At 74.6% G+C, this 23,350-nt stretch carries 21 protein-coding genes; 17 read left to right on the forward strand and 4 right to left on the reverse strand.

Annotation, left to right across the window (positions count from 1 at the left end; genetic code table 11):
* The first annotated feature begins 86 nt into the window (after window positions 1-86).
* From ACZ6O2_RS00150 to ACZ6O2_RS00160, 3 genes are all read left to right on the forward strand, one after another.
* On the forward strand, window positions 87-1,709 hold the full coding sequence (locus tag ACZ6O2_RS00150; protein ID WP_466021502.1) for an acetolactate synthase: 1,623 nt from the start codon (window positions 87-89) through the stop codon (window positions 1,707-1,709).
* 170 nt (window positions 1,710-1,879) lie between these two features.
* Entirely contained in the window at window positions 1,880-2,854 is a 975-nt protein-coding gene (locus tag ACZ6O2_RS00155) for an ATP-binding cassette domain-containing protein (RefSeq protein ID WP_466021503.1), read from the forward strand.
* Complete coding sequence (locus ACZ6O2_RS00160) at window positions 2,851-3,660, forward strand: ABC transporter permease (RefSeq protein WP_350704681.1); 810 nt, start codon at window positions 2,851-2,853, stop codon at window positions 3,658-3,660. Before ACZ6O2_RS00155 ends, ACZ6O2_RS00160 begins: the two co-directional genes overlap by 4 nt.
* Window positions 3,661-3,678: 18 nt before the next feature.
* Here the strand turns inward: ACZ6O2_RS00160 and ACZ6O2_RS00165 are convergent, their stop codons facing one another.
* From ACZ6O2_RS00165 to ACZ6O2_RS00175, 3 genes are read right to left on the reverse strand one after another with little or no spacing between them, the layout of a single operon-like run.
* Window positions 3,679-4,098 carry a PLD nuclease N-terminal domain-containing protein gene (locus tag ACZ6O2_RS00165; RefSeq protein WP_350704683.1) on the reverse strand — a complete coding sequence of 140 codons (420 nt, stop codon included), beginning with the start codon at window positions 4,096-4,098 and terminating at the stop codon, window positions 3,679-3,681.
* A gap of 27 nt (window positions 4,099-4,125) precedes the next feature.
* A complete protein-coding gene (locus ACZ6O2_RS00170; protein WP_350704685.1) occupies window positions 4,126-4,473 on the reverse strand; it encodes a DUF202 domain-containing protein in 348 nt (115 codons plus the stop codon).
* Window positions 4,470-4,862 (reverse strand): YidH family protein, encoded by a 393-nt coding sequence (locus ACZ6O2_RS00175; protein WP_350705113.1) that lies wholly within the window; start codon window positions 4,860-4,862, stop codon window positions 4,470-4,472. Before ACZ6O2_RS00175 ends, ACZ6O2_RS00170 begins: the two co-directional genes overlap by 4 nt.
* A gap of 40 nt (window positions 4,863-4,902) precedes the next feature.
* Between ACZ6O2_RS00175 and ACZ6O2_RS00180 the strand changes: the two genes are divergently transcribed.
* From ACZ6O2_RS00180 to ACZ6O2_RS00220, 9 genes are all read left to right on the forward strand, one after another.
* Window positions 4,903-5,700, forward strand: coding sequence for a GNAT family N-acetyltransferase (locus ACZ6O2_RS00180; RefSeq protein ID WP_466021504.1), 798 nt, complete (start codon window positions 4,903-4,905; stop codon window positions 5,698-5,700).
* Between the two features lie 2 nt (window positions 5,701-5,702).
* On the forward strand, window positions 5,703-6,110 hold the full coding sequence (locus ACZ6O2_RS00185; protein ID WP_466021505.1) for a hypothetical protein: 408 nt from the start codon (window positions 5,703-5,705) through the stop codon (window positions 6,108-6,110).
* 391 nt (window positions 6,111-6,501) lie between these two features.
* Complete coding sequence (locus ACZ6O2_RS00190) at window positions 6,502-7,281, forward strand: electron transfer flavoprotein subunit beta/FixA family protein (RefSeq protein WP_350704691.1); 780 nt, start codon at window positions 6,502-6,504, stop codon at window positions 7,279-7,281.
* An 11-nt stretch (window positions 7,282-7,292) separates the two neighbouring features.
* Window positions 7,293-8,252, forward strand: coding sequence for an electron transfer flavoprotein subunit alpha/FixB family protein (locus ACZ6O2_RS00195; RefSeq protein WP_466021506.1), 960 nt, complete (start codon window positions 7,293-7,295; stop codon window positions 8,250-8,252).
* 462 nt (window positions 8,253-8,714) lie between these two features.
* A complete protein-coding gene (locus ACZ6O2_RS00200) occupies window positions 8,715-9,890 on the forward strand; it encodes a cysteine desulfurase family protein (RefSeq protein ID WP_466021507.1) in 1,176 nt (391 codons plus the stop codon).
* Between the two features lie 186 nt (window positions 9,891-10,076).
* On the forward strand, window positions 10,077-11,150 hold the full coding sequence (mnmA, locus tag ACZ6O2_RS00205; protein ID WP_466021508.1) for a tRNA 2-thiouridine(34) synthase MnmA: 1,074 nt from the start codon (window positions 10,077-10,079) through the stop codon (window positions 11,148-11,150).
* 29 nt (window positions 11,151-11,179) lie between these two features.
* Entirely contained in the window at window positions 11,180-12,184 is a 1,005-nt protein-coding gene (locus ACZ6O2_RS00210) for a methionine synthase (RefSeq protein WP_466021509.1), read from the forward strand.
* A 36-nt stretch (window positions 12,185-12,220) separates the two neighbouring features.
* Entirely contained in the window at window positions 12,221-12,580 is a 360-nt protein-coding gene (locus ACZ6O2_RS00215; protein WP_350704701.1) for a VOC family protein, read from the forward strand.
* Window positions 12,581-12,674: 94 nt separating this feature from the next.
* The gene (locus tag ACZ6O2_RS00220; RefSeq protein ID WP_466021510.1) at window positions 12,675-13,676 is read left to right on the forward strand and encodes an ADP-ribosylglycohydrolase family protein; all 1,002 of its coding nucleotides are present in this window, start codon (window positions 12,675-12,677) and stop codon (window positions 13,674-13,676) included.
* 84 nt (window positions 13,677-13,760) lie between these two features.
* Here the strand turns inward: ACZ6O2_RS00220 and ACZ6O2_RS00225 are convergent, their stop codons facing one another.
* Entirely contained in the window at window positions 13,761-14,297 is a 537-nt protein-coding gene (locus tag ACZ6O2_RS00225; protein WP_466021511.1) for a type II toxin-antitoxin system PemK/MazF family toxin, read from the reverse strand.
* A 188-nt stretch (window positions 14,298-14,485) separates the two neighbouring features.
* Between ACZ6O2_RS00225 and ligA the strand changes: the two genes are divergently transcribed.
* From ligA to gatB, 5 genes are all read left to right on the forward strand, one after another.
* A complete protein-coding gene (gene ligA, locus ACZ6O2_RS00230) occupies window positions 14,486-16,621 on the forward strand; it encodes an NAD-dependent DNA ligase LigA (RefSeq protein ID WP_466021512.1) in 2,136 nt (711 codons plus the stop codon).
* A gap of 255 nt (window positions 16,622-16,876) precedes the next feature.
* Complete coding sequence (locus ACZ6O2_RS00235) at window positions 16,877-19,672, forward strand: EAL domain-containing protein (RefSeq protein ID WP_466021513.1); 2,796 nt, start codon at window positions 16,877-16,879, stop codon at window positions 19,670-19,672.
* A 234-nt stretch (window positions 19,673-19,906) separates the two neighbouring features.
* Window positions 19,907-20,212 (forward strand): Asp-tRNA(Asn)/Glu-tRNA(Gln) amidotransferase subunit GatC, encoded by a 306-nt coding sequence (gene gatC, locus ACZ6O2_RS00240; protein WP_350685712.1) that lies wholly within the window; start codon window positions 19,907-19,909, stop codon window positions 20,210-20,212.
* A gap of 67 nt (window positions 20,213-20,279) precedes the next feature.
* Window positions 20,280-21,755: an Asp-tRNA(Asn)/Glu-tRNA(Gln) amidotransferase subunit GatA gene (gene gatA / locus ACZ6O2_RS00245; protein ID WP_466021514.1), complete on the forward strand. Its 1,476-nt coding sequence runs from the start codon at window positions 20,280-20,282 to the stop codon at window positions 21,753-21,755.
* A gap of 13 nt (window positions 21,756-21,768) precedes the next feature.
* Window positions 21,769-23,262, forward strand: a complete 1,494-nt coding sequence (gene gatB / locus ACZ6O2_RS00250) for an Asp-tRNA(Asn)/Glu-tRNA(Gln) amidotransferase subunit GatB (protein ID WP_350704713.1) — start codon at window positions 21,769-21,771, stop codon at window positions 23,260-23,262.
* Window positions 23,263-23,350 lie beyond the last annotated feature (88 nt).

Genomic DNA, 23,350 nt, shown 5'->3' on the forward strand with positions numbered 1-23,350 from the left:
TCACGCGTCGAGCCGAGGATGGTTCACATTCCGCCTACCGGTGAGTAGCGTGTGACTCCGGTCATGCGGACGAAGGGACAGCGGCGATGACGGAGCGGATCGAGGGTCACGGTGGGGAGCTCGCGCTCGCGGCGCTGCGCGCGTACGGGGTGCGGGAGATGTTCACCCTCTCCGGCGGGCACGTCTTCCCGCTCTACGACGCCGCGCACAAGACCGGCTTCCCGCTCTACGACGTCCGGCACGAGCAGTCGGCGGTCTTCGCCGCCGAGGCGGTGGCGAAGCTCCAGCGCCGCCCCGGCCTCGCCGTACTCACCGCCGGCCCCGGCGTCACCAACGGCATCTCGGGGCTGACCAGCGCCTACTTCAACGCCTCGCCGGTGCTGGTGCTCGGTGGTCGGGCCCCGCAGTTCCGCTGGGGCTCGGGCAGCCTCCAGGAGATGGACCACCTGCCGCTGGTCGCCCCGGTCACCAAGCACGCCGAGACGGTGTTCAGCCCCGACGACATCCCGCGCGCGGTGACCGCGGCGCTGACCACCGCGCTCACCCCGCACCGGGGCCCGGTCTTCCTCGACCTCCCCCTGGAGGCGGTCTTCTCGGTCGCCGACGCCGAACTTCCCGCCCTGCCGGGCATCGCGCCGATCGAGCCCGACCCGGACGAGGTGGCGAAGGCGGCCACCCTGATCGCCGCCGCGAGCCGCCCGGTGATCATCGCCGGCTCCGACGTCTACGCCGGGGACGCGGTCGACGCCCTGCGGGCCGCCGCCGAGGCGCTCCAGGTGCCGGTCTTCACCAACGGGATGGGCCGGGGCGCGCTGCCGCCCGAGCACCCCCTCGCCTTCGCCAAGGCCCGCCGGGTGGCGCTCAAGGGCGCCGACGTGGTCGTGGTGATCGGAACCCCGCTGGACTTCCGGCTCAGCTTCGGCGACTTCGGCGACGCGAAGGTGGTGCACGTCGTCGACGCGCCCAGCCAGCGGGCCGGGCACGTCCAGCCGGCCGCCGCCCCCGCCGGCGACCTCCGGCTGGTCCTCACCGCCTTCGCCGACCACCCCGGCGACCGGGCCGACCACGCCGACTGGATCGCCGAGCTGCGCACCGCCGAGGACGCCGCGAAGGCCCGCGACGCCGCGGAGATGGCCGCCGAGACCGACCCGATCCGGCCCGCCCGGGTCTACGGCGAGCTGCGCCGGGTCCTGGCCCGCGACGCCATCACGATCGGCGACGGCGGCGACTTCGTCTCGTACGCCGGCCGCTACCTGGAGCCCGCCCAGCCCGGCACCTGGCTCGACCCGGGCCCGTACGGCTGCCTCGGCACCGGCATGGGCTACGCGATGGGTGCCCGGGTCAGCCACCCGGATCGGCAGATCTGCGTGCTGATGGGCGACGGCGCGGCCGGCTTCTCGCTGATGGACGTGGAGTCCCTCGCCCGGCAGAAGCTGCCCGTGGTGATCGTGGTCGGCAACAACGGCATCTGGGGCCTCGAGAAGCACCCCATGCGCGCCATGTACGGCTACGACGTCGCCGCCGACCTCCAGCCGGAGCTGCGCTACGACCAGGTGGTGAGCGCCCTCGGCGGCGCGGGCGAGACGGTGGCGAAGGCCGCCGACCTCGGGCCGGCCCTGCAGCGCGCCTTCGACGCCGGCGTGCCGTACCTGGTGAACGTGCTCACCGACCCGGCCGACGCGTACCCCCGCTCGTCGAACCTGGCCTGAACCACCGCCCGCCGCCGTCGCCGCGCCCCGGCGACGGCGGCGGCCGCGTTTCACCACCAGCAAAATCGGCGGTACGTCAGCGCCTGTCGCCGTAACGTCAGCCTGGGATCGGCGGAATGTCAGGGATGCCGGTCATGGCGGTTCGACCAGCGAGAACGACAGGAGTTGCGATGGATCACGCGATCCGCGCGGAGGGGCTGGTGCGCCGGTTCGGCGACACCACCGCCCTCGCCGGTGTTGACCTGGCCGTCCCCACCGGCACGGTCTTCGGCCTGCTCGGTCCCAACGGGGCCGGCAAGACCACCACGGTCCGGGTGCTCGCCACCCTGCTGCGCGCCGACGAGGGGCGCGCCACGGTCGGCGGCTTCGACGTGGTGCGCGACGCCCACCGGGTGCGCCAGCTCATCGGCCTGACCGGCCAGTACGCCTCGGTCGACGAGACGCTCACCGGGGCGGAGAACCTGCTGCTCATCGGCCGGCTGCTCGGCTCCTCCCGGGCCGATGCCAGGGCCCGCGCCCGGCAGTTGCTCGCCGACTTCCACCTCAGCGACGCCGCCGACCGGCCGGCCAAGACCTACTCGGGGGGCATGCGCCGCCGGCTCGACCTCGCCGCCAGTCTGGTCGGCCGGCCGCAGGTGCTCTTCCTCGACGAGCCGACCACCGGCCTCGACCCGCGCAGCCGCAACGAGCTGTGGGACATCGTGCGCGGCCTGGTCTCCGACGGGGTGACGGTGCTGCTCACCACCCAGTACCTGGAGGAGGCCGACCAGCTCGCCGGCGAGATCGCCGTCGTCGACCACGGCCGGGTGATCGCGCAGGGCACGCCGGAGGAACTGAAGGCCAGGACCGGCGGCCAGGTGCTCGCCGTCCGGCCCGCGGACGCCGCCGACCTGCCGACCGTGGTGGCCATCGCGGGCGAGGCGGTCCACGCCACCCCGGAGGTGGCCCAGAGCACCGTCACCGTGCCGGTGAACGACCCGGCCGTGCTGCCCGCCGTGGTGAGCCGCCTCGACGCCGCCGGCATCGTGGTCGCCGAGCTGGCCCTGCGCGGCTCCAGCCTGGACGAGGTGTTCCTCCAGCTGACCGGGCACCGCGCCGACGCCGACGCCCCTTCCGGGGCCGACCTGGAGAGGACCCCGGCATGACCGCCGCCACCCTGACCGCACCGGTCGCGCCGGGGCGCCGGCTCGGCCCCGCCGCCGGGCTGCGGCACACCTTGACCCTGGCCTGGCGCAGCCTGGTGCAGATCAAGCACAACCCGATGGAGTTGCTCGACCTGAGCATCCAGCCCGTGATGTTCGTGTTGCTGTTCACGTACGTCTTCGGCGGGGCGATCTCCGGCTCGCCGGGGGACTACCTGACCTTCGCGCTGCCGGGCATCATCGTGCAGAACGCCTTCTTCGCCACCATGACCACCGGGTTCGGGCTGAACAACGACCTCACCAAGGGCGTGTTCGACCGGCTCCGTTCGCTGCCCATCGCCCGCTGGGCGCCGCTGGCCGGGCGGATCCTCGCCGACACGGTCAAGCAGGCGTGGTCGGTGTCGCTGCTCGTCGGCGTCGGCGTGATCCTCGGCTTCCGCCTGGGCAACGGCCTGCCCGGCCTGCTCGGGGCGTTCGCCCTGCTGCTCGCGTTCTCGCTGGCCGCGTCGTGGATCTCGGTGCTGGTCGGCGTGCTGGTCAACGAGCCGGAGAAGGTGCAGATCTTCGGCTTCATGGTGATCTTCCCACTGACCTTCACCAGCAACGCGTTCGTGCCGACCGAGACCATGCCCGGCTGGCTCCAGAGCTGGGTCGAGGTCAACCCGGTCACCATCCTGGCCGACGCGCTGCGCGGCCTGCTGGTCGGCGGGCCGGTGGCCGTGCCGGTGGTGCAGTCGCTGCTCTGGGCGGCCGTCCTCGCGGCGATCTTCGCCCCGCTCGCCGTGCGCGGGCTCCGGCGCCGGGTGTGACCCGCAGCCGGCCGCCGGCTACACCTCGGGGCGGTCCTCTTCGCGCGGCGGCTCGCCCTCGCGTCGGCGCAGGTCGTCCTCGCGTCGGCGCAGGTCCTCCTCCCAGCGGGTGAACAGCTCCTGGTCCTCCCGCCGGGAGCGCTCGCCGAGCGAGCGGAGGAACTCGGGGTCGTCGTCCGGGGCGACCGGGCGGGGCCGCTCGCGGGCCGGCAGGATCCGGCCCGGCGACGGGGCGCCGCCGGGCCGGCCCGGGGTGCGCTCGCGCCCGGCGGCGAACCAGGCGAGGGAGCCGAGCAGCGGGAAGAACAGGATGATCAGCACCCAGGCGATCCGGGGGAGGGCCTTGATCTCGCCCTCCTCCGCGGAGAGGCAGCTGATCAGCGCGCAGACCGCGAGGACGATCTGCACCACGAAGAGGAGGACGTACAGCCGGGCCATGCGTCAATGATGGCGCACCCGGTCCCGTCAACCCAGCCCGCGCGCCGCCAGGAGCGCGCCGAGCAGCGCGTAGCCGGCGGTGGCCAGGGCGACCAGGGGCAGCGCCCGCCCGTAGCGGGAGGCCGGGCCGACGGCGTTCGCCCGCCGCCAGCAGACCGCCAGCGCCGCGCCCCAGCCGAGCACGGCGAGCCCGGCGACGAGCGCGCCGAGCGTCCCGCCGGCGGGCGGGCCGGTGAGCGCCAGCCGCACGGTCAGCACCATGATCACCGTGAGCGCCAGCGCCGTGCGCCGCCAGGCAAGCCGGGTCCGCTCGGGTTGCAGCCCGGGGTCGCGCGCCGGCCGGCCCGGCGGCGTCCGCTGCGCGCCGGCGCTCACCGTTCGCCGACCGCCCGGGCCAGCACCGCCGCCACCAGCAGCAGCGCGCCGAGGCCGACGGCGAGGGCGAGCACCGCCGGGAAGCGGGAGGCCGGCAGTTCCTCGCCGAGCCGGATCGCCCGCTCCGTACGCGCCCAGTGGTCGACCGCCCGGACCGCCACCGTTCCGCCGAGCAGCAGCAGCGCGACGGCGATCACCTCACGCAGGTGCGCCAGCGGCAGCGGCGGCAGGAACTGGGCGGCGGCGAGCCCACCCGCGACCAGCGCCAGCCCCGTACGCAGCCAGGCCAGGAAGGTCCGTTCGTTGGCCAGCGAGAACCGGTAGTCGGGGGTGCTGCCGACCGAGCGCAGTTCGCGCGGGTCGAACCATCGCCTGATCGCCTGCCACACGTGCCGATTATCCGCTTCCGTCCGGTCGTAGCCTGGAGCAGTGACGGATCTTGACGTGACGACGCTGCGGAACGCGTACGACCACCAGTTGCGGGCGCGGGTGCCCGACCCGCTGCCGGCGGGGGTGACGGTGGACCGGGACGGTCCGCTGGTCCGCCTCCTCGGCCTCGATTACGGCGGCTTCCTCACCTACCGCGACCTCGACGGGCTGACCGGCGCGGCGCTGGACGCGCTGATCGCCCGGCAGGTGGAGTTCTTCCGGGCGCGCGGCGAGTCGGTGGAGTGGAAGTGGCACGGCCACGACGAGCCGGCGGACCTGCCGGAGCGGTTGCGGGCCGCCGGGTTCGTGCCGGAGGAGCCGGAGACCGTCGTGATCGGCCCGGTCGCGCCGCTCGCGGCCGCGCTCCCGGTGGTCCCCGAGGGCGTACGCCTGCGCGAGGTGACCGCCCGCGCGGACCTGGACCGGATCGTGGCGATGGAGGAGGCGGTCTGGAACGCCGACCGCAGCCACCTGGCCACCGGGCTGGAGAAGGAGATCGCGGCGGACCCGCAGTCGATCACGGTGGTGGTGGCCGAGGCGGGCGACGAGGTGGTGAGCGCGGGCTGGGTGCGTTACGTGCCGGGAACCGGGTTCGCCACCCTGTGGGGCGGCTCGACCCTCGCCCCGTGGCGCCGCCGGGGCATCTACCGGGCGCTGGTCACCTACCGGGCCCGGCTCGCCGCCCAGCGTGACCGGACGCTGCTCCAGGTGGACGCCTCCGACGAGAGCCGGCCGATCCTCCAGCGGCTCGGCCTCGTCCCGGTCACGACGACCATCCCGTACGTCTACACTCCGTGATCATGGAGCAGCGGTTGACGGCCGAGGAGCGGCTGACCCTCAAGACGGGCGCGTTCGGGGCGGTGTTCCTGGTGGCCAACGCCGACCCGGGGATGCTCGCCCTGTTGCGGGAGAGCTTCGCCGCCTCCGCCGCGATGGCCGACACGAGCGGGATCGTGAAGGAGGCGCTGACCACCGGGCCGCTGCCGAAGCTGCCCCGGGACTCGGCGCTGGAGATCGAGGCGGTGGTGCTGCCGGCGCTGGGCCGCTCCGTCGAGATCCTGCGCGAGAAGTCGCCGCAGGACGTGGCGGTCTACCGCGAGGTGGTGCTGTCGGCCGCCGAGCGGGTGGCCGGGGCGCACCGGGGGGTGGCTCCGGCCGAGGCGGCGGTCATCGAGCGGATCAGGGGCGCGCTGGCTCAGTCGGCGTGAGCCGGTCCGCCGGCGCGGCTGCGCGCCGGCCCGGCGACCAGAGCGCCCGGACGGTGGCGCGTACGCACCGGTCGCGGACCCGGCCGCAGGCGCAGCGGTACGCCTCGGGGCGCGCCCGGCGGCAGGGGCGCCGCGGCGCGTCGTGCGGCGTGGCGCTGGAAGATTCTGACATTTCGCGACACCTCCCGATTTGCCAGATTACCCGTCCGGCGGCCTGCCGTGAGCTGTGTCACCCTGAGGTCGCCAGAGGTCGATGCTACTGGCAGGTAACATTGCGCCGTGGGCAACTGCACAGCAGCCCGTGGTTGACCGATCGTTAAGTCACGCGGGAGGCTGCGCCCGTGACCGGGCGAGTGATCGCTACACCAAACAGGAGGGTCGTCGAAGCGCGATGAACATCGTCGTACTCGTCAAGCAGGTGCCCGATTCGGGCGCGGACCGCAACCTGCGCACTGACGACAACACCGTCGACCGCGGTTCGGCGAACAACGTCATCAACGAGATGGACGAGTACGCCATCGAAGAGGCGTTGAAGATCAAGGAGGCCCACGGCGGCGAGGTCACCGTCCTGACCATGGGTCCGGACCGGGCGACCGAGTCGATCCGCAAGGCGCTCTCCATGGGCCCCGACAAGGCCGTGCACGTCGTGGACGAGGCCCTGCACGGGTCCTGCGCCGTGGCCACCTCGAAGGTGCTCGCCGCCGCGCTCGGCCAGCTGAACGCCGACCTGGTGCTCTGCGGCGCCGAGTCGACCGACGGCCGGGTGCAGGTGATGCCGCACATGATCGCCGAGCGGCTGGGCGTCGCGGCGCTGACCGGCGCCCGCAAGCTCACCGTCGACGGCTCCACCCTGACCGTCGAGCGGCAGACCGAGGAGGGCTACGAGGTGGTCACCGCCGCCACCCCCGCCGTGGTCTCCGTCTGGGACACCATCAACGAGCCGCGCTACCCGTCCTTCAAGGGCATCATGGCCGCGAAGAAGAAGCCGGTGCAGACGCTCTCCCTGGGTGACCTCGGCGTCGCCCCGGCCGAGGTGGGCTTCGAGGGCGCGACCAGCGCCGTACTGGAGCACACCAAGCGCCCGCCGCGCTCCGGCGGCGCGAAGATCACCGACGAGGGCGACGGCGGCGTCAAGCTGGTCGAGTTCCTCGCCACCGAGAAGTTCGTGTGAGAGGTCTGGACATGTCTGAGGTTCTCGTCGTCGTCGAAGCCACCCGGGAATTCGGCGTCAAGAAGGTCACCCTGGAGATGCTCACCCTCGCCCGCGAGCTGGGCACGGCGAGCGCGGTCGTGCTCGGCGGCCCCGGCGCCGCCGAGGCGCTGAGCGCCAAGCTGGGCGAGTACGGCGCGGAGAAGATCTACGCCGCCGAGGGTGACGACATCGACGGCTACCTGGTGGCCCCCAAGGCCACCGCCGTGGCCGAGCTGGTCAAGCGGGTGCAGCCCGCGGCCGTGCTGCTCGCCTCGTCCCAGGAGGGCAAGGAGATCGCCGCCCGCCTGGCCGTCAAGCTGGACAACGGCATCCTGACCGACGTGGTCGACCTGACCGCCGACGGCACCGCCACCCAGGTGGCCTTCGCCGGCTCGACCATCGTCAAGTCCAAGGTCACCCGCGGCCTGCCGCTGGTCACCGTCCGGCCGAACTCGGTCAACCCGACCCCGGCGGCCGCCACCCCGGCCGTCGAGCAGCTCACCGTGTCGGTCACCGACGCCGACAAGCTGGCCAAGGTCGTCGACCGGGTCGCCGAGCAGAAGGGCACCCGCCCCGAGCTCACCGAGGCCGGCGTCGTCGTCTCCGGCGGTCGCGGCGTCGGCAACGCCGACAACTTCAAGCTGGTCGAGGAGCTGGCGGACCTGCTCGGCGGCGCCGTCGGCGCGTCCCGCGCGGCCGTCGACTCCGGCTTCTACCCGCACCAGTTCCAGGTGGGCCAGACCGGCAAGACCGTCTCCCCGCAGCTCTACGTCGCGCTCGGCATCTCCGGTGCCATCCAGCACCGGGCTGGCATGCAGACCTCGAAGACCATCGTCGCGGTCAACAAGGACGGCGAGGCGCCGATCTTCGAGCTAGCCGACTTCGGCGTGGTGGGCGACCTGTTCAAGGTCGTCCCGCAGGCCGCGGAGGAGATCCGCAAGCGCAAGTGAGCTGACGCTCGCCCGCACCCGGGCCGGGAACCGCGCGGCGGTTCCCGGCCCGTCGCTGTCCGGCTCCGGCCGGGGAGGATCGGGACCGACGACATCATCGGGTGCGGCCTGACCGCGGGTGGGGAGCTGATCGGCGGGCCGGGGAGCTGAGCCGGCCCGCCGATCAGCCCGTCAGAGGCCCTCGGCGCGCTCTCGCGAAAGCCGTGGGCTGTCGGACGCCTCGGCGGAAACGTCGACAACCGAGTATGCCTGATGGCCGACGTCCGGTGGCAACGGCAGCAGCTCGTCCGACCCGTCGCCGAGCACACCGACCGGGAACATCCGTGTGTCGCGCGGCTCGGTAGTACCCCGCGAGGTCCGAGAGATTCGTGACGTGCGGGTACGAGATCTCACCGCCCCGTGGGTTGGACGGCGTACTCCGGCGTCCATCCGGTCCGGGGCCGGTCGTTAGGCTGAGCCGTGATGGCATACCTGGATCACGCGGCGACGACTCCGATGCTCGACGAGGCACTGGAGGCGTACGTCGCCACCGCCCGCGAGGTCGGCAACGCGTCCTCGCTGCACGCGTCGGGCCGCCGTGCCCGGCGGCGGGTGGAGGAGTCGCGGGAGCGGGTGGCCGCCGCGCTGGGCGCCCGCCCCTCCGAGGTCGTCTTCACCGGCGGCGGGACCGAGAGCGACAACCTCGCGGTCAAGGGCATCTTCTGGGCGCGGCGGGGAGCCGACACCCGGCGGGACCGGGTGGTCTCCAGCGCGGTCGAGCACCACGCGGTGCTCGACGCGGTGGACTGGCTGGTCGACCACGAGGGGGCCCGGGTGGGCTGGCTCTCGGTGGACGCCAACGGCCGGCTCAGCCCCGACGAGCTGCGCGCCGAGCTGGCCGAGCATGGTGACCGGGTCGCGGTGGTGACCGCGATGTGGGCCAACAACGAGGTGGGCACCGTGCAGCCGGTCGCCGACCTGGCCGCGGTCGCCGCCGAGCACGGGGTGCCGTTCCACACCGACGCGATCCAGGCGGTCGGGCAGGTGCCGGTGGACTTCGCCGCCAGCGGGGTCGCCGCGCTGACCGTGACCGGGCACAAGCTCGGCGGGCCGACCGGGGTGGGCGCCCTCGTGCTCGCCCGCGACGTACCGGCCACCCCGCTGCTGCACGGCGGCGGCCAGGAGCGCGACGTGCGCTCCGGCACCCTCGACACCGCCGGCATCGTCGCCTTCGCCGTCGCCGTGGAGGCGGCGGTCAAGGGCCAGCAGGAGTACGCGGCCCGGATCGCCGCGCTCCGCGACGACCTGGTCGAGCGGGTCCGGCAGGCGGTGCCCGAGGTGGTCTTCAACGGCGACCCCACCGGCCGGCTGCCGGGCAACGCGCACTTCTCCTTCCCCGGCTGCGAGGGAGACGCCCTGCTGCTCCTGCTGGACGCCCAGGGAATCGCCTGCTCGACCGGCTCGGCCTGCTCCGCCGGGGTGGCCCAGCCGTCCCACGTGCTGCTGGCCATGGGCGCCGACGACGACCGCGCCCGTTCCTCGCTGCGCTTCACCCTCGGCCACACCAGCACGCCCGCCGACGTCGACGCCCTCATCGCCGCGCTCCCGGCCACCGTCGAACGCGCCCGTCGCGCCGCCGCCCTCCGCACCCCCCGCTGACCCCCCACCCCACCCCACCCCGCCGCGCTCGCGATCTTGCATTTTCGGCCCCTCGATCGCGGTGTCCGCCCCTTTTGCCGGGGCGACAACTGCAAGATCGCGCGGCGGGCGACGTCGGGGTCAGGGCGGGGAGGTCGGGCGGGGCGGGGGCGAGGATAGGCTCGGTGGGGTGAAGGGAGTGGGCCGGTGAGGGTGTTGGCGGCGATGTCCGGCGGGGTCGACTCGGCGGTCGCGGCGGCGCGGGCGGTGGAGGCGGGGCACGACGTGACCGGCGTGCACCTGGCGCTGGCGCGCAACCCGCAGACGTACCGCACCGGTGCGCGCGGCTGCTGCACGCTGGAGGACTCCCGCGACGCCCGGCGGGCCGCCGACGTCATCGGCATCCCGTTCTACGTCTGGGACATGGCCGACCGCTTCCACTCCGACGTGGTGGACGACTTCGTCGCCGAGTACGCGGCGGGCCGTACGCCGAACCCCTGCCTGCGCTGCAACGAGAAGATCAAGTTTGCCGCGGTGCTGGACCGGGCCGTGGCCCTGGGCTTCGACGCCGTGGTCACCGGCCACCACGCCCGGCTCGGGGCGGACGGGCTGCTGCGCCGCAGCGTCGACGTGGCCAAGGACCAGTCGTACGTCCTCGCGGTGCTCACCCGCGAGCAGCTCGACCGGTCGGTCTTCCCGCTCGGCGACTCGACGAAGGCGCAGGTCCGCGAGGAGGCCGCCCGGCGGGGGCTGGCGGTGGCCGACAAGCCCGACTCGCACGACATCTGCTTCATCGCCGACGGCGACACCCGCGGCTTCCTCGCGCAGCGGCTCGGCGAGGCGCCCGGCGACGTGGTGGACGCGAGCACCGGCGCCGTGGTGGGCAGCCACACCGGCGCGTACGCGTACACCGTCGGGCAGCGACGCGGCCTGCACCTGGACCGGCCGGCGCCGGACGGCCGCCCCCGGTACGTGCTCTCCATCACGCCGAAGACCAACACGGTGACGGTCGGCCCGGCGGAGGCCCTCGAGGTCTCCCGGGTGCGCGCCGAGCGTCCGGTGTGGACGGGCGGGCCACGCCCGGACGCCCCGCTGGAGTGCGAGGTGCAGTTGCGGGCGCACGGCGACGTGGTGCCGGCGACGGTCGAGCTGAGCGCCGACGGCCTCCGCGCCGAGCTGCGCCGTCCGGTGCGCGGGGTCGCCGCCGGCCAGGCGATCGTCGCCTACCGGCCGGACCCGGCCGGCGACGTCGTGCTCGGCTCCGCCACCATCGCCGGCTGACCGGTCCGGCGGCCGGATAGTCTTCGGCCGTGACAGATCAGGCGTGGCCCTGGCCGGCCGGCGCGGCGACCGGCATCGGTTCCCTCCCCGGCACCGACATCGCCGAGGCACAGCGAATCGTCCTCGGCGAGCTTCCCGCGCTGCCGCACCTGCCGGAGCTGCCGGCCCGGGGCCCCGGCGCGGACCTGGTCGGCCGGACCGCCGGCCTGCTGGTCGAGCTGCCGGTCGAGCTGTACGCCGCCCGCTGGCGGATCGCGCCCCGCCCGGGGCGGGACCTGCGCCGCGCCCGCGACCTGATGGAACGCGACCTCGACCAGCTCGCCGAGCAGGCCGAGGAGTACGCGGGACCGGTCAAGATCCAGGCGGGTGGCCCGTTCACCCTGGCCGCGTCCCTGGAGTTGCCGATCGGGGGCCGGATGCTGCGGGATCCCGGCGCGGTCCGGGACCTCACGGGTTCGCTCGCGGAGGGGTTGCGCGCGCACGTCGCGGCGGTCGTTCGCCGGCTGCCGCACGCCACCGTGCTGCTCCAACTCGACGAGCCGTCGCTGCCGGCCGTGCTCGCCGGGCGGGTGCCCACCGAGAGCGGGTTCGGCGTGTACCGGGCCGTGGAGCCGGGCGTCGCCGGGTCGCTGCTGCGCACGGTCGTCGAGGCGGCCGGCGTGCCGGTCCTGGTGCACTGCTGCGCGCCGGACGTGCCGCTGGAGCTGATCCGCGCCGCGGGCGCCGTCGGCGTGGCCCTCGACCTCGACCTCGTGACCGACCTGGACCCGCTGGGCGAGGCCGTCGACGCCGGGCTCGGGCTGCTGGCCGGCACCGCGCCGACCCGGCCGCCGGCCGCCGGTCGCGCGCCCACCTCGGCGCAGGTCGCCGACCGGGTACGCCAGCTCTGGGACCGCCTCGGCTTCCCGCGCCGGCGGCTCGCCGAGCAGGTCGTGGTCACCCCGACGTGCGGCCTCGCCAACGCGACCCCGCAGTACGCCCGCGCGGTGCTCGCCGCCTGCCGGGACGCGGGGCGGCGGCTCGCCGAGGACTGAGGTTTCCCGTCGTACGGGCGGGGCACGATGGTCGGCATGATTGGAAAGCTGCGCACAGTGGTCGTCGACTGTCCCGACCCGCGGGCTCTGGCCGACTTCTACTCCGAGCTGCTGGGCCTGCCGCTGGACGCCGACGCCAGCGACGACGGTTGGGTGGTGATCTCCGGCTCCGGGCACCGGCTCGCCTTCCAGAAGGCACCCGACCTGCGCCCGCCGGCGTGGCCCGACCCGGAGCGCCCCCAGCAGTTCCACCTCGATGTCGAGGTGGACGACGTGGAGGCGGCCGAGAAGCGGGTGCTGGCGCTCGGCGCCCGGCGGCTGCCGGGGGAGGGCGACGACTTCCGGGTCTACGCCGACCCCGCCGGTCACCCGTTCTGCCTGATCTTCTTCGACTGAGTCGCCCGCCTGCCGGATCCCGTCCGTCCGCCGGCGCGGGCTCGGCGGGCCGCGGCGGTGGTGCGGGTTGCGGTCGGGCGGCATGATCGCGGGAATGATCGACACCTCGCTCCGGCGGGCCGCCGGCTCGCTCTTCGGCCTCGCCTACGGTGACGCGCTGGGCAAACCGACCGAGTTCCTGACCGTCGCCGAGATCGTCCGCCGCTACGGCCCGGCCGGCCCACGCGAGCTCGCCGGCCACCCGGCACTGGTGACCGACGACACCCAGATGGCGCTGGCCGTCGGCTGGGCGCTGCACGACGCCCCGGCGCTGACGCCCGAGGCGGTCGAGCCGCTGCTGCGGCAGCGCTTCCTCGACTGGGCGGCCAGCCCGGAGAACAACCGGGCGCCGGGCATGACCTGCCTGCGCGCCTGTGCCGAACTCGGGCGGGGTGTGCGCTGGCAGGAGGCGACGGTCGCCGGCTCGAAGGGCTGCGGGGCGAACATGCGGGTCACCCCGGTCGGCCTGCTCGACGTCGACGTGGACACCCTCGCCGGGCTGTCCCAGCTCCAGGCGGGGCTGACCCACGGGCATCCGACCGGCCTGGCGGCCAGCGAGCTGACCGCGTACGCCGTGTGGCTGCTGCGCGCCGGCGCGGCGCCGGCGGACCTGCCCCGCCTGCTCGCCGACCGGGCCCGCGACCAGCGGCGCGTCTACCGCGCCGACTGGCTCGGCGACCTCTGGCAGCGCCCCGGCGTGGAGACGCCGGAGGACTTCATCGCCCGCGGCTGGGACGAGTGCCTGGCGGTCCTCGGCCGCCTCGACGCCGCGCTCGCCGACCCCGACGACGGCGGCGACCCGTGCCGGCACACCGGCGAGGGCTGGATCGCCGAGGAGGCGCTGGCCACCGCGCTGTTCTGCGCGATCCGGCACGCCGACGACCCGGTCGCCGCGCTGGCCCGGGGCGCCACCACCGCCGGCGACTCCGACTCGATCGCCGCGCTGGCCGGCGCCTTCGTCGGCGCGGCCCTGGGCATGCCGGCCTGGCCCGACGCCTGGTCCGCCCGCATCGAGTACGCCGACCAGCTCCACGCCCTCGCCCGCGCCTGGGACTGACCTGCCCCGCCGTCCGCCGGGCCGTGCGAGGGCCGGCCGGACGGAGCGTCCCGTCGGGCCGTGCGAGAGCCGGCCGGCGCGTGGTCAGGCGCCGGGGAGGTGGGGCAGACGGCGGATGCGGCGCCACAGGGCGGGGTCGCAGGCACCGGCGCGGCGGGTGCAGCCGGCCAGCGGAACGTGGGCGGGCTCGGCCAGGTCGACGAAGCTGTCGTGGTCGGCGCCGGGGTCCCACTCCCGGGTCGGGATGCGGACGTGGTCGTCCCGGCCGCTCTTGTCCTGGCTGGTGATCTTCAGGACGTCGGCGCCCCGGGCGTCGGCGCGCAGCACCAGGCAGGGCCGCACCTTCGAGCCGGTGCCGTCGGCGTACGGGACGTCGGCCCACCAGATCTCGCCCGGGCGCGGCGCGCCGGCGGGCGCCCGTTCGGTGGTACGCGGCCGGGGTGGCGCGGTCGACCGGCCCGGCCCGCCCGGCGACGCGGTGCCGCGGCCGGGCCGGGTGCGCGGGGGTTCCCGTCGGCGCACCCGAGTGTCGCCACGGGCACCGCGCCGCCACTCGCTCCACGCCCAGCCGGCCGCCACGGCCAGCGCGACCGCCGCCGCCCAGAGCAGCCATTCCGGCATCCGTACCCCCGCCTCGACAGTCGGCGCGGCGCGGACGCCGCAGGTGGCGGGCCACCCGGCGCAGCCCGCAGTCCGGCGATCCTCGCACGTCGGCGGCCCTGCCGCCGCCCAGGCGTGGCGGGTGGCCGGCGGATTGTCCCACCGGACCGATACGGTGCCGGGGTAGCGGAATCACGGGAGGTCACAGGGTGTCCGAGGAAGCCATCCACCAGCAGGTCACTCCGGCACAGGAGGCGGCCGCGGGCGCCGAGCCGACCCTGGAGGCGCGGGAGCAGCACGCCACCCTGAGCCAGGAGCTGACGGAGCACCAGTACCGCTACTACGTGCTGGACGCGCCGACCATCTCCGACGCCGAGTTCGACCGGCAGTTGCGGGAGCTGGCGGCCCTGGAGGAGCGGTTCCCCGCGCTGCGCACGCCCGAGTCGCCGACGCAGCGGGTCGGCGGCACCTTCTCCACGGACTTCACCCCGGTGGCCCATGCCGAGCGGATGCTCTCGCTCGACAACGCCTTCGCCGACGAGGAGCTGGCAGCCTGGGCCGAGCGGGTCGAGCGCGACGCGGGCGGGCCGGTGCCCTACCTCTGCGAGCTGAAGGTCGACGGGCTCGCCATCAACCTCACCTACGAGCGCGGGCGGCTGGTCCGCGCGGCGACCCGGGGCGACGGCCGCACCGGCGAGGACGTCACCGCCAACGTGCGCAGCATCCGCGACGTGCCGGGCCAGCTCTCCGCGTCGGCGGAGTTCCCCGACATGCCGGAGTTCATCGAGGTCCGCGGCGAGATCTACTTCCCGGTGGCCGCCTTCGCCGACCTCAACGCGGGGCTGGTCGAGCAGGGCAAGGCCCCGTTCGCCAATCCGCGCAACGCGGCCGCCGGCAGCCTGCGCCAGAAGGATCCGCGGATCACCGCGTCCCGTCCGCTGCGCCTGGTGGTGCACGGCATCGGCGCCCGCCGCGGCTTCCAGCCGGTGACGCAGTCCGAGTCGTACGCGGCCCTGAAGGCGTGGGGGCTGCCGACCAGCGACCGCTGGCGGGTGGTGCCCGACCTGGCCGGCGTCGCGGAATTCATCGCCCACTACGCCGAGCACCGGCACGACGTCGAGCACGAGATCGACGGCGTGGTGGTCAAGGTCGACCCGGTCTCGATCCAGGGCCGGCTCGGTTCGACCAGCCGGGCGCCGCGCTGGGCGATCGCCTTCAAGTACCCGCCGGAGGAGGTGACCACGAAGCTGCTCGACATCGACGTCGAGGTCGGGCGCACCGGCCGGGTCACGCCCCGGGCCGTGCTCCAGCCCGTCAAGGTGGCCGGCTCCACCGTCGCGTACGCCACCCTGCACAACGCGCGGGAGGTCGAGCGCAAGGGCGTCCTGATCGGCGACACCGTGGTGCTGCGCAAGGCCGGCGACGTGATCCCCGAGGTGCTCGGCCCGGTGGTCGACCTGCGCCCCGCCGACGCCCGGCCGTTCGTCATGCCCACCACCTGCCCGGCCTGCGGCTCGCCACTGGCGCCGGCCAAGGAGGGCGACGTCGACATCCGCTGCCCCAACTCCCGCACCTGCCCCGGTCAGCTGCGGGAGCGGGTCTTCCACCTGGCCAGCCGCAAGGTGTTCGACATCGAGGCGCTCGGCCACAAGAGCGCGGCGGCGCTGCTCGACGCCCACATCATCACCGACGAGGGCGACCTGTTCTCCCTCGACGCCGAGCAGCTCGCGAAGTCGCCCTTCTTCGTCAACAAGGACGGCAGCCTCGGCAGCAACGCGGTCAAGCTGCTCGACAACCTGGCCGTGGCCAAGGAACGCGACCTGTGGCGGGTGCTGGTGGGGTTGTCCATCCGGCACGTCGGGCCCACCGCCGCGCGGGCGCTCGCCCGGCACTTCCGCTCCGTCGAGGCGATCGACCGGGCCGGCGAGGAGGAGCTCTCCTCGGTCGACGGCGTGGGGCCGACGATCGCGGCGAGCATCCGGGAGTGGTTCGCCGTCGACTGGCACCGCGAGGTGGTCCGCAAGTGGGCCGAGGCCGGCGTGCGGATGGCCGAGGACGTGGTCGAGGAGGGGCCACGCCCGCTGGAGGGGCTCAGCGTCGTGGTGACCGGCACGCTGGCCGGGTTCAGCCGCGACCAGGCCGCGGAGGCGATCCAGAGCCGGGGCGGCAAGGTCAGCGGGTCGGTCTCCAAGAAGACCGCCTTCGTGGTCGTGGGCGACAACCCGGGCTCCAAGGCGGACAAGGCGGCCAGCCTCAAGGTGCCCGTCCTCGACGAGGCGGGCTTCCAGGTGCTGCTGGACGAGGGCCCGGACGCGGCCCGGGGGGTCGCCCGCACCGAGGAGTGACGGCGGGCCGGGCGTGTGGAAGCCGCCCGGGCGGGCGCGTGGGGAAGCCGCTCGGGCGCGCGGGCGGACAATCCGTGGTGTCGTCGGCGGGCGTCGTCCCGGGCGGCTTGCGGGGACTGGCCCGGATACCAACTTAATTACGACTACGACCGATTCGCGACTGTCGTGTCGGGCATTGCGCCACCGAGGGCGTTTCATTGACGGCACGGCGTGTCAGCGGGTCACGCCTCGTGGACCGAGCCCCCGGGAGGTGCGATGGAGGCCGCCGACCTGCGAAACTCCGTTCCGCCCGGCCGGGGACGCCCGTTCTTCGTCTTCGTCTGGTCGGTCGTCGCGCTGGCCGTGCTGCTCTGCGTACGCCCGCTGCTCGCCCTCCCGGAGGAGCTGCCGGAGCTGCCGGAGCTGCCGGCGGCGTTCTGGGTGATGGCGGCCCTCGCCATCGGCTGCGACGCGCGTCCGTTCGTCCCGCCCGGGCGCCGGCAGACCTCGGCGGTCTTCCCGTCCACCTGCTTCACCTTCGCGATCCTGCTCGGCTGGGGGTTCGGCCCGGCGGTCGCCGTGCAGGCGGTGGCCGTCGTCGTCTCCGGCTGGCGGATGGGGCACGCCCCCTGGCGAACGGCCTTCAACGCGGGCCAGTACGCCTGCGCGCTGGCCGCCGCGTACGCGGTCACCTGGCTCGGGCCCGGCGGCATCTTCGACGGCGGCCCGCTGCGCTGGACGGACGTGGCCGCCGTGGGCGGCGCGACGGTGGCCTGGTTCGCCGTCAACTACGCGTTGGTGAGCGCCGCCGTCCGGCTGCGCTTCGGCGACCGCTGGTGGCCCAGCCTGCGGCAGGGGCTGGGCTTCGAGCTGCTCTCCACCGGCTCGTTGCTGCTGCTCGCCCCGGTGCTGGTCGCCGCGGCCCGGGCCAGCGCGGCGCTGATCCCGCTGGTGCTGGTGCCGCTGTTCGCCGTCTACCGGATGGCCCGGCTCAGCGTGGAGCAGCAGCAACTGGCCTCACTGGACCCGCTCACCGGCCTGCCCAACCGCAAGGCGCTGCTGGCCGAGGTCGGCGAGCAGGTGCACCTGCACGCCGAACGGGCGACCCGCGGCGAGCCCGGCGCCCACCTGGCGCTGCTCCTGATCGACCTGGACCGGTTCAAGAACGTCAACGACGCCCTCGGGCACGCGGTGGGTGACCGGCTGCTGGTCGAGGTGAGCGCCCGGCTGACCGGCGTGGCCGGGGAGGACATGGTGGCCCGGCTGGGCGGGGACGAGTTCGCCATCGTGATGACCGGGCTGGCCGACGTCGGCGAGGCCCGGGACCTCGCCGACCGGGTGGTCCGCGCGCTGGCCGAGCCGGTGCCCCTGGACGGGCTGCCGCTCGACGTGGGCGGCTCCATCGGCATCGCGCTCTTCCCGGAACACGGCGAGGACTTCGCGACCCTGATGCGCCACGCCGACGTGGCGATGTACGACGCCAAGCACCGCAACGACACCGTGGCGGTCTACGCGGCCGAGTCGGACCACAACTCCGCCGAGCGGCTGGGCCTCCTCGCGGACCTGCGCCGGGTGCTGGAGTCCGGCCGCCCGGCCGGCGCGCCGCCGGCGGCGCGGGCCGGGCTCCCGCTTGAGGACGCCGTGCGGGCCGGGCTCCCGCCTGAGGATGCCGCGCGGGCCGGGCTCACGGCGGGGGAGGCCGCGCCGGCCGGCCCACCGGCGGGGGAAGGCGCGCGGGCCGGGCTGCCGGGCGACGGCGACGGGCCGCACGGGTCGGCCGACCGGACCGTGGCCGGTGGGGTCCTGGCCGAGGGGGGCGGTGGCCTCGCCGGCGTCAACGGTGCCGCCGCGACGGCACCGGCCACCCCGGCGATGGGCGCGTGGGGCGGGGACGGCGCGGAACTTCCGGCCGACGCGGCGGGTCTGCGCCCCGACGCCGGATCCGGCCGCTGGCGGTTGCGCCGCCGCCGGCAGCGGACCGAGCCGCCGCCCACCGACGAGTTGATCAACCGGATCGTCACCGCCGCCGACCCGATCCGCCGCCGGGCGGCGGCATCGCCCGAGACCGGCCCGGACCGGGGCGACGGTCCCGGCCGCCGCGAGCGCGCCGGTCAGCCCGGCGACGAGACCGGCGTCGGCGTACGCCGGCAGGGCACGACCGGCGACGGCGGCCGGCGCGGCGACCGCGACCCGGCGGCCCGGTGGGGCGGCCGGCAGGACGCGGCCCGGCGGCGGGGCGCGGACCCCGGGCCGGCTCGGGAGCGGGACGCGGAGGCGGACCCGGCCGCCGACGCGGGCGAGATCACCATGTACTACCAGCCGCAGGTCGCGATCGCGACCGGCGAGGTGGTCGGCGTGGAGGCGCTGCTGCGCTGGCGGCACCCCCGCCGGGGGATGGTCGACCCGGAGGAGCTGATCCGGGTCGCCGAGCAGAGCGCGGTGATGCGGCTGCTGACCCGGCGGGTGGTGGACGACGTGGTGGAGCAGCTCGCCAAGTGGTCGGCCGCCGGGATCGCCGTGCCGGCGGCGCTCAACGTCAGCGTCCGGGACCTGCACACCGGCGAGATCGCCGACCAGATCGCCGACCGGCTCGCCCGGTACGGCGTGCCGCCGCAGCGGCTGCAACTGGAGATCACCGAGGGGGCGCTGATGGCCGACCCCCGCCGGGTGCTGGCCACCATCTCCCGCCTGCACCGGATCGGGGTGGGCATCGCGCTGGACGACTTCGGCACCGGGTACTCGTCGTTGCAGCACCTGCGTCGGCTGCCGCTGTCCGAGGTGAAGGTGGACCGCTCGTTCGTGCTGGGGATGGCCGAGGACGCCGACGACGCGGCGATCGTGCGGTCGACGATCGAGCTGGCCAAGGCGCTCGGGCTGCGGGTGGTCGCCGAGGGCGTGGAGGACGAGCGCACCTGGCGCATGCTGCACGCCGCCGGCTGCGACGCCGCGCAGGGCTGGTTCTACGCCCGGCCGATGCCGGCCGAGGAACTCGTCGCCTGGCTGGCCCGCTACCGCCCGGTCCGCCCGGCCCCCAACCCCGACGCGGAGATCCCCCGCCGGCACGCCCGCTGAGCCCACCGCCCGCCGAGCCCGTCGCCGAGCCGCTCGGGAGGTGGGAGGGCGCGGAGGGCGGCTGGCGGGCTGCCTCCCACGGGGCGGCGGCCCGGCGCGCCGCGCCCAAAGGGGGAGTCGGGGACGCGCCGCCGGGACGGAACAATAGACTCGCTCCGGTCACCGCGCGTCACGCACAATCGCCGCGCGGCCGGCACCGGCCCGACCGGCAACACCGTCACGAAGGGGGCACCGATGGCCGCCATCTCCCGCGAGGAGGTCGCGCACCTGGCGCGACTGTCGCGGCTCGCCGTCACGGAGGAGGAGCTGGACACCTTCGCCGGCCAGCTCGACGTGATCCTCCAGGCGGTCGCGCAGGTCGGCGAGGTCACCGCGGCGGACATCCCGCCGACCTCGCACTCGGTGCCGCTGACCAACGTCCTGCGGGACGACGTCGTGGTGCCCGGGCTGACCCCAGAGGAGGCGCTGTCGGGCGCGCCCGACGCCGAGGAGCAGCGGTTCCGCGTACCGCGGATCCTGGACGAGGATGTGGCGTCATGAGCGAGCGGATCACCAGGCCCGGTGTGTCCGGCGCGCAGGACGCCGGTGAGCGAAGCGAGGCGGCGGCATGAGTGACCTGACCAGACTGACCGCGACGGAGATCGCGGGGCTCGTCGCCGCCGGCGAGACCTCCGCCGTCGAGGTCACGCAGGCGCACCTGGACCGGATCGCCGCCGTGGACGACCGGGTGCACGCGTTCCTGCACGTCGACAGCGAGGGCGCGCTCGCCGCCGCCCGCGAGGTGGACGCCCGCCGCGCCGCCGGCGAGGAGCTGGGCCCGCTGGCCGGCGTGCCGGTCGCGGTGAAGGACGTGCTGACCACCAAGGGCGTGCCGACCACCGTCGGGTCGAAGATCCTGGAGGGCTGGCGCCCGCCGTACGACTCGACGATCGTGCAGCGGCTGCGCGCCGCCGGCACGGTGATGCTCGGCAAGACCAACATGGACGAGTTCGCCATGGGCTCCTCCACGGAGTACTCGGCGTACGGTCCGACGCACAACCCGTGGGACCTGAGCCGCATCCCGGGCGGCTCCGGCGGCGGCAGCGCCGCGGCCCTCGCGGCGTACGAGGCGCCGCTGGCGATCGGCTCCGACACCGGCGGCTCGATCCGCCAGCCCGGCGCGGTCACCGGCACCGTCGGCGCGAAGCCGACCTACGGCGGCACCTCCCGCTACGGCCTGGTGGCGTTCTCCTCCTCGCTGGACACCCCCGGCCCGTGCGCCCGTACCGTGCTGGACGCCGCGCTGCTGCACGAGGTGATCGGCGGGCACGACCCGCGCGACTCCACCTCCATCCCGCAGCCGGTGCCGGACGTGGTGGCCGCCGCGAGGCGGGGCGCGACCGGTGACCTGACCGGCGTGAAGCTCGGCATCGTCACCCAGTTCACCGGCGAGGGCGCCGAGCCCGGCGTGTTGGCCGCGTTCCGCGAGTCGGTCGACGCGCTGACCAAGCTGGGCGCCGAGATCGTCGAGGTGTCCTGCCCGAACTTCCGGTACGCGCTGCCGGCGTACTACCTGATCGCCCCGAGCGAGTGCTCCTCCAACCTGGCCCGGTTCGACGGCGTCCGGTTCGGCCTGCGGGTCGGCGACGACGGCAACCGGTCGCTGGAGGAGGTCATGTCGCTGACCCGGGAGGCCGGCTTCGGCCCCGAGGTCAAGCGCCGCATCATGATCGGCACGTACGCGCTCTCGTCGGGCTACTACGACGCCTACTACGGGCAGGCGCAGAAGGTCCGGACCCTGATCACCCGGGACTTCACGGCCGCGTTCGAGCAGGTCGACGCGCTGATCTCGCCGACCACCCCGTTCGTGGCGTTCCCGATCGGGGCGCGCACCTCCGACCCGTACCAGATGTACCTGGCCGACCTGTTCACCATCCCGACCAACCTGTACGGCGGGCCGGGCATCTCGGTGCCGTGCGGGCTCTCCGACGGGCTGCCGGTCGGCTTCCAGATCATGGCCCCGACCATGGCCGACGACCGGATGTACCGGGTCGCCGCGGCGCTGGAGAGCGCGGTCGGCACGTTCACCCCACCGGCACTGTGAGGCAGGAGCTCAGATGACGACGACACTGCCCGCGTACGACGAGGTCGTCGCGCGCTACGAACCGGTGATCGGCCTGGAGACCCACGTCGAGCTGGGCACGAACACCAAGATGTTCTGCGGCTGCCCGACCGACTTCGGCGGCGCGCCGAACACCCGGGTCTGCCCGGTCTGCCTGGGTCTGCCCGGCTCGCTGCCGGTGGCCAACAGGGCCGCCATCGAGGCGACGATCCGGATCGGCCTTGCGCTCAACTGCTCGATCGCCGAGTGGTGCCGGTTCGCCCGGAAGAACTACTTCTACCCGGACATGCCGAAGGACTTCCAGATCAGCCAGTACGACGAGCCGCTGTGCTTCGAGGGCTACCTGGACGTCGAGGTGAACGGCGAGCTGGTGCGGATCGGCATCGAGCGGGTGCACCTGGAGGAGGACACCGGCAAGACGCTGCACGTCGGCGGCACGACCGGGCGCATCCACGGCGCCACCGAGTCGCTGGTCGACTACAACCGGGCCGGCATCCCGCTGGTGGAGATCGTCACCAAGCCGGTCCCCGGCACCGGCGCGTTGGCCCCCGAGGTGGCCCGCGCGTACGTCACCGAGCTGCGCGACGTGATCCGCTCGCTGGGCGTCTCCGACGTGCGGATGGAGGAGGGGTCGCTGCGCTGCGACGTCAACACCTCCCTCAACCTGCCGGGCGAGGAGTGGGGCACCCGGACGGAGACCAAGAACGTCAACTCGCTGCGGTCGGTCGAGCGGGCGGTCCGGTCGGAGATCATCCGGCAGGCGTCCGTGCTCGACGCGGGCGGCCGGATCACCCAGGAGACCCGGCACTTCCACGAGGACACCGGCGACACCACGCCCGGCCGGTCCAAGGAGACGGCGACCGACTACCGCTACTTCCCGGAGCCCGACCTGGTGCCGCTCGCACCGGACACCGCCTGGGTCGCCGAGCTGAAGGCCGCCCTGCCCGAGCTGCCCCGGCTGCACCGCCGCCGGCTCCAGGAACAGTGGGGCCTGTCGGACGCGGACATGCAGTCCGTGCTCAACGCCGGCGCGGTCGAGCTGATCGAGCAGACCGTGGCCGCCGGCGCGTCCCCGGCCGCGGCCCGCAAGTGGTGGCTGGGCGAGCTGTCCCGGCGGGCCAACGAGACCGGCGTGGAGCTGGCCGACGTCGGGGCCACCCCGGCGCAGGTCGCCGAGCTGCAGGGCCTGGTCGACGCCGGCAAGCTCAACGACAAGCTGGCCCGCAGCGTCCTGGAGGGCGTGGTGGCCGGCGAGGGCTCGCCGACCGAGATCATGACCAACCGGGGCCTGGAGGTCGTCTCCGACACCGGCGCGCTCACCGCCGCCGTGGACGAGGCGATCGCGGCCAACCCGGACATCGCCGAGAAGGTGCGCAGCGGCAAGGTCGCCGCGGCCGGCGCACTGGTCGGCGCGGTCATGAAGACCACCCGCGGCCAGGCCGACGCCAAGACCGTCCGCGAGCTGATCCTCTCCCGCCTCGGCGCCTGACCTGCACGACAGGCCCCTTCCTGACTCCTCTCGGCCAGGAAGGCTCCTGCCCCGCACCTCCCGAGCCGCCGCGCACGCCCGTCGTGCG

It is taken from the genome of Micromonospora sp. NPDC048040 (assembly GCF_055587185.1).

Excerpts from the sequence above, each read along its gene's own strand:
- ACZ6O2_RS00160 (WP_350704681.1), top strand. The coding sequence starts at position 2,851 with ATGACCGCCGCCACCCTGACCGCACCGGTCGCGCCGGGGCGCCGGCTC.
- gatC (WP_350685712.1), top strand. The coding sequence starts at position 19,907 with ATGGCCGCCATCTCCCGCGAGGAGGTCGCGCACCTGGCGCGACTGTCG.
- ACZ6O2_RS00215 (WP_350704701.1), top strand. The coding sequence starts at position 12,221 with ATGATTGGAAAGCTGCGCACAGTGGTCGTCGACTGTCCCGACCCGCGG.
- ACZ6O2_RS00190 (WP_350704691.1), top strand. The coding sequence starts at position 6,502 with ATGAACATCGTCGTACTCGTCAAGCAGGTGCCCGATTCGGGCGCGGAC.
- ACZ6O2_RS00200 (WP_466021507.1), top strand. The coding sequence starts at position 8,715 with ATGGCATACCTGGATCACGCGGCGACGACTCCGATGCTCGACGAGGCA.
- ACZ6O2_RS00225 (WP_466021511.1), bottom strand. The coding sequence starts at position 14,297 with ATGCCGGAATGGCTGCTCTGGGCGGCGGCGGTCGCGCTGGCCGTGGCG.
- gatB (WP_350704713.1), top strand. The coding sequence starts at position 21,769 with ATGACGACGACACTGCCCGCGTACGACGAGGTCGTCGCGCGCTACGAA.
- ACZ6O2_RS00235 (WP_466021513.1), top strand. The coding sequence starts at position 16,877 with ATGGAGGCCGCCGACCTGCGAAACTCCGTTCCGCCCGGCCGGGGACGC.
- ACZ6O2_RS00195 (WP_466021506.1), top strand. The coding sequence starts at position 7,293 with ATGTCTGAGGTTCTCGTCGTCGTCGAAGCCACCCGGGAATTCGGCGTC.
- ACZ6O2_RS00155 (WP_466021503.1), top strand. The coding sequence starts at position 1,880 with ATGGATCACGCGATCCGCGCGGAGGGGCTGGTGCGCCGGTTCGGCGAC.
- ACZ6O2_RS00165 (WP_350704683.1), bottom strand. The coding sequence starts at position 4,098 with ATGGCCCGGCTGTACGTCCTCCTCTTCGTGGTGCAGATCGTCCTCGCG.
- ACZ6O2_RS00220 (WP_466021510.1), top strand. The coding sequence starts at position 12,675 with ATGATCGACACCTCGCTCCGGCGGGCCGCCGGCTCGCTCTTCGGCCTC.
- ACZ6O2_RS00150 (WP_466021502.1), top strand. The coding sequence starts at position 87 with ATGACGGAGCGGATCGAGGGTCACGGTGGGGAGCTCGCGCTCGCGGCG.
- ACZ6O2_RS00185 (WP_466021505.1), top strand. The coding sequence starts at position 5,703 with ATGGAGCAGCGGTTGACGGCCGAGGAGCGGCTGACCCTCAAGACGGGC.
- gatA (WP_466021514.1), top strand. The coding sequence starts at position 20,280 with ATGAGTGACCTGACCAGACTGACCGCGACGGAGATCGCGGGGCTCGTC.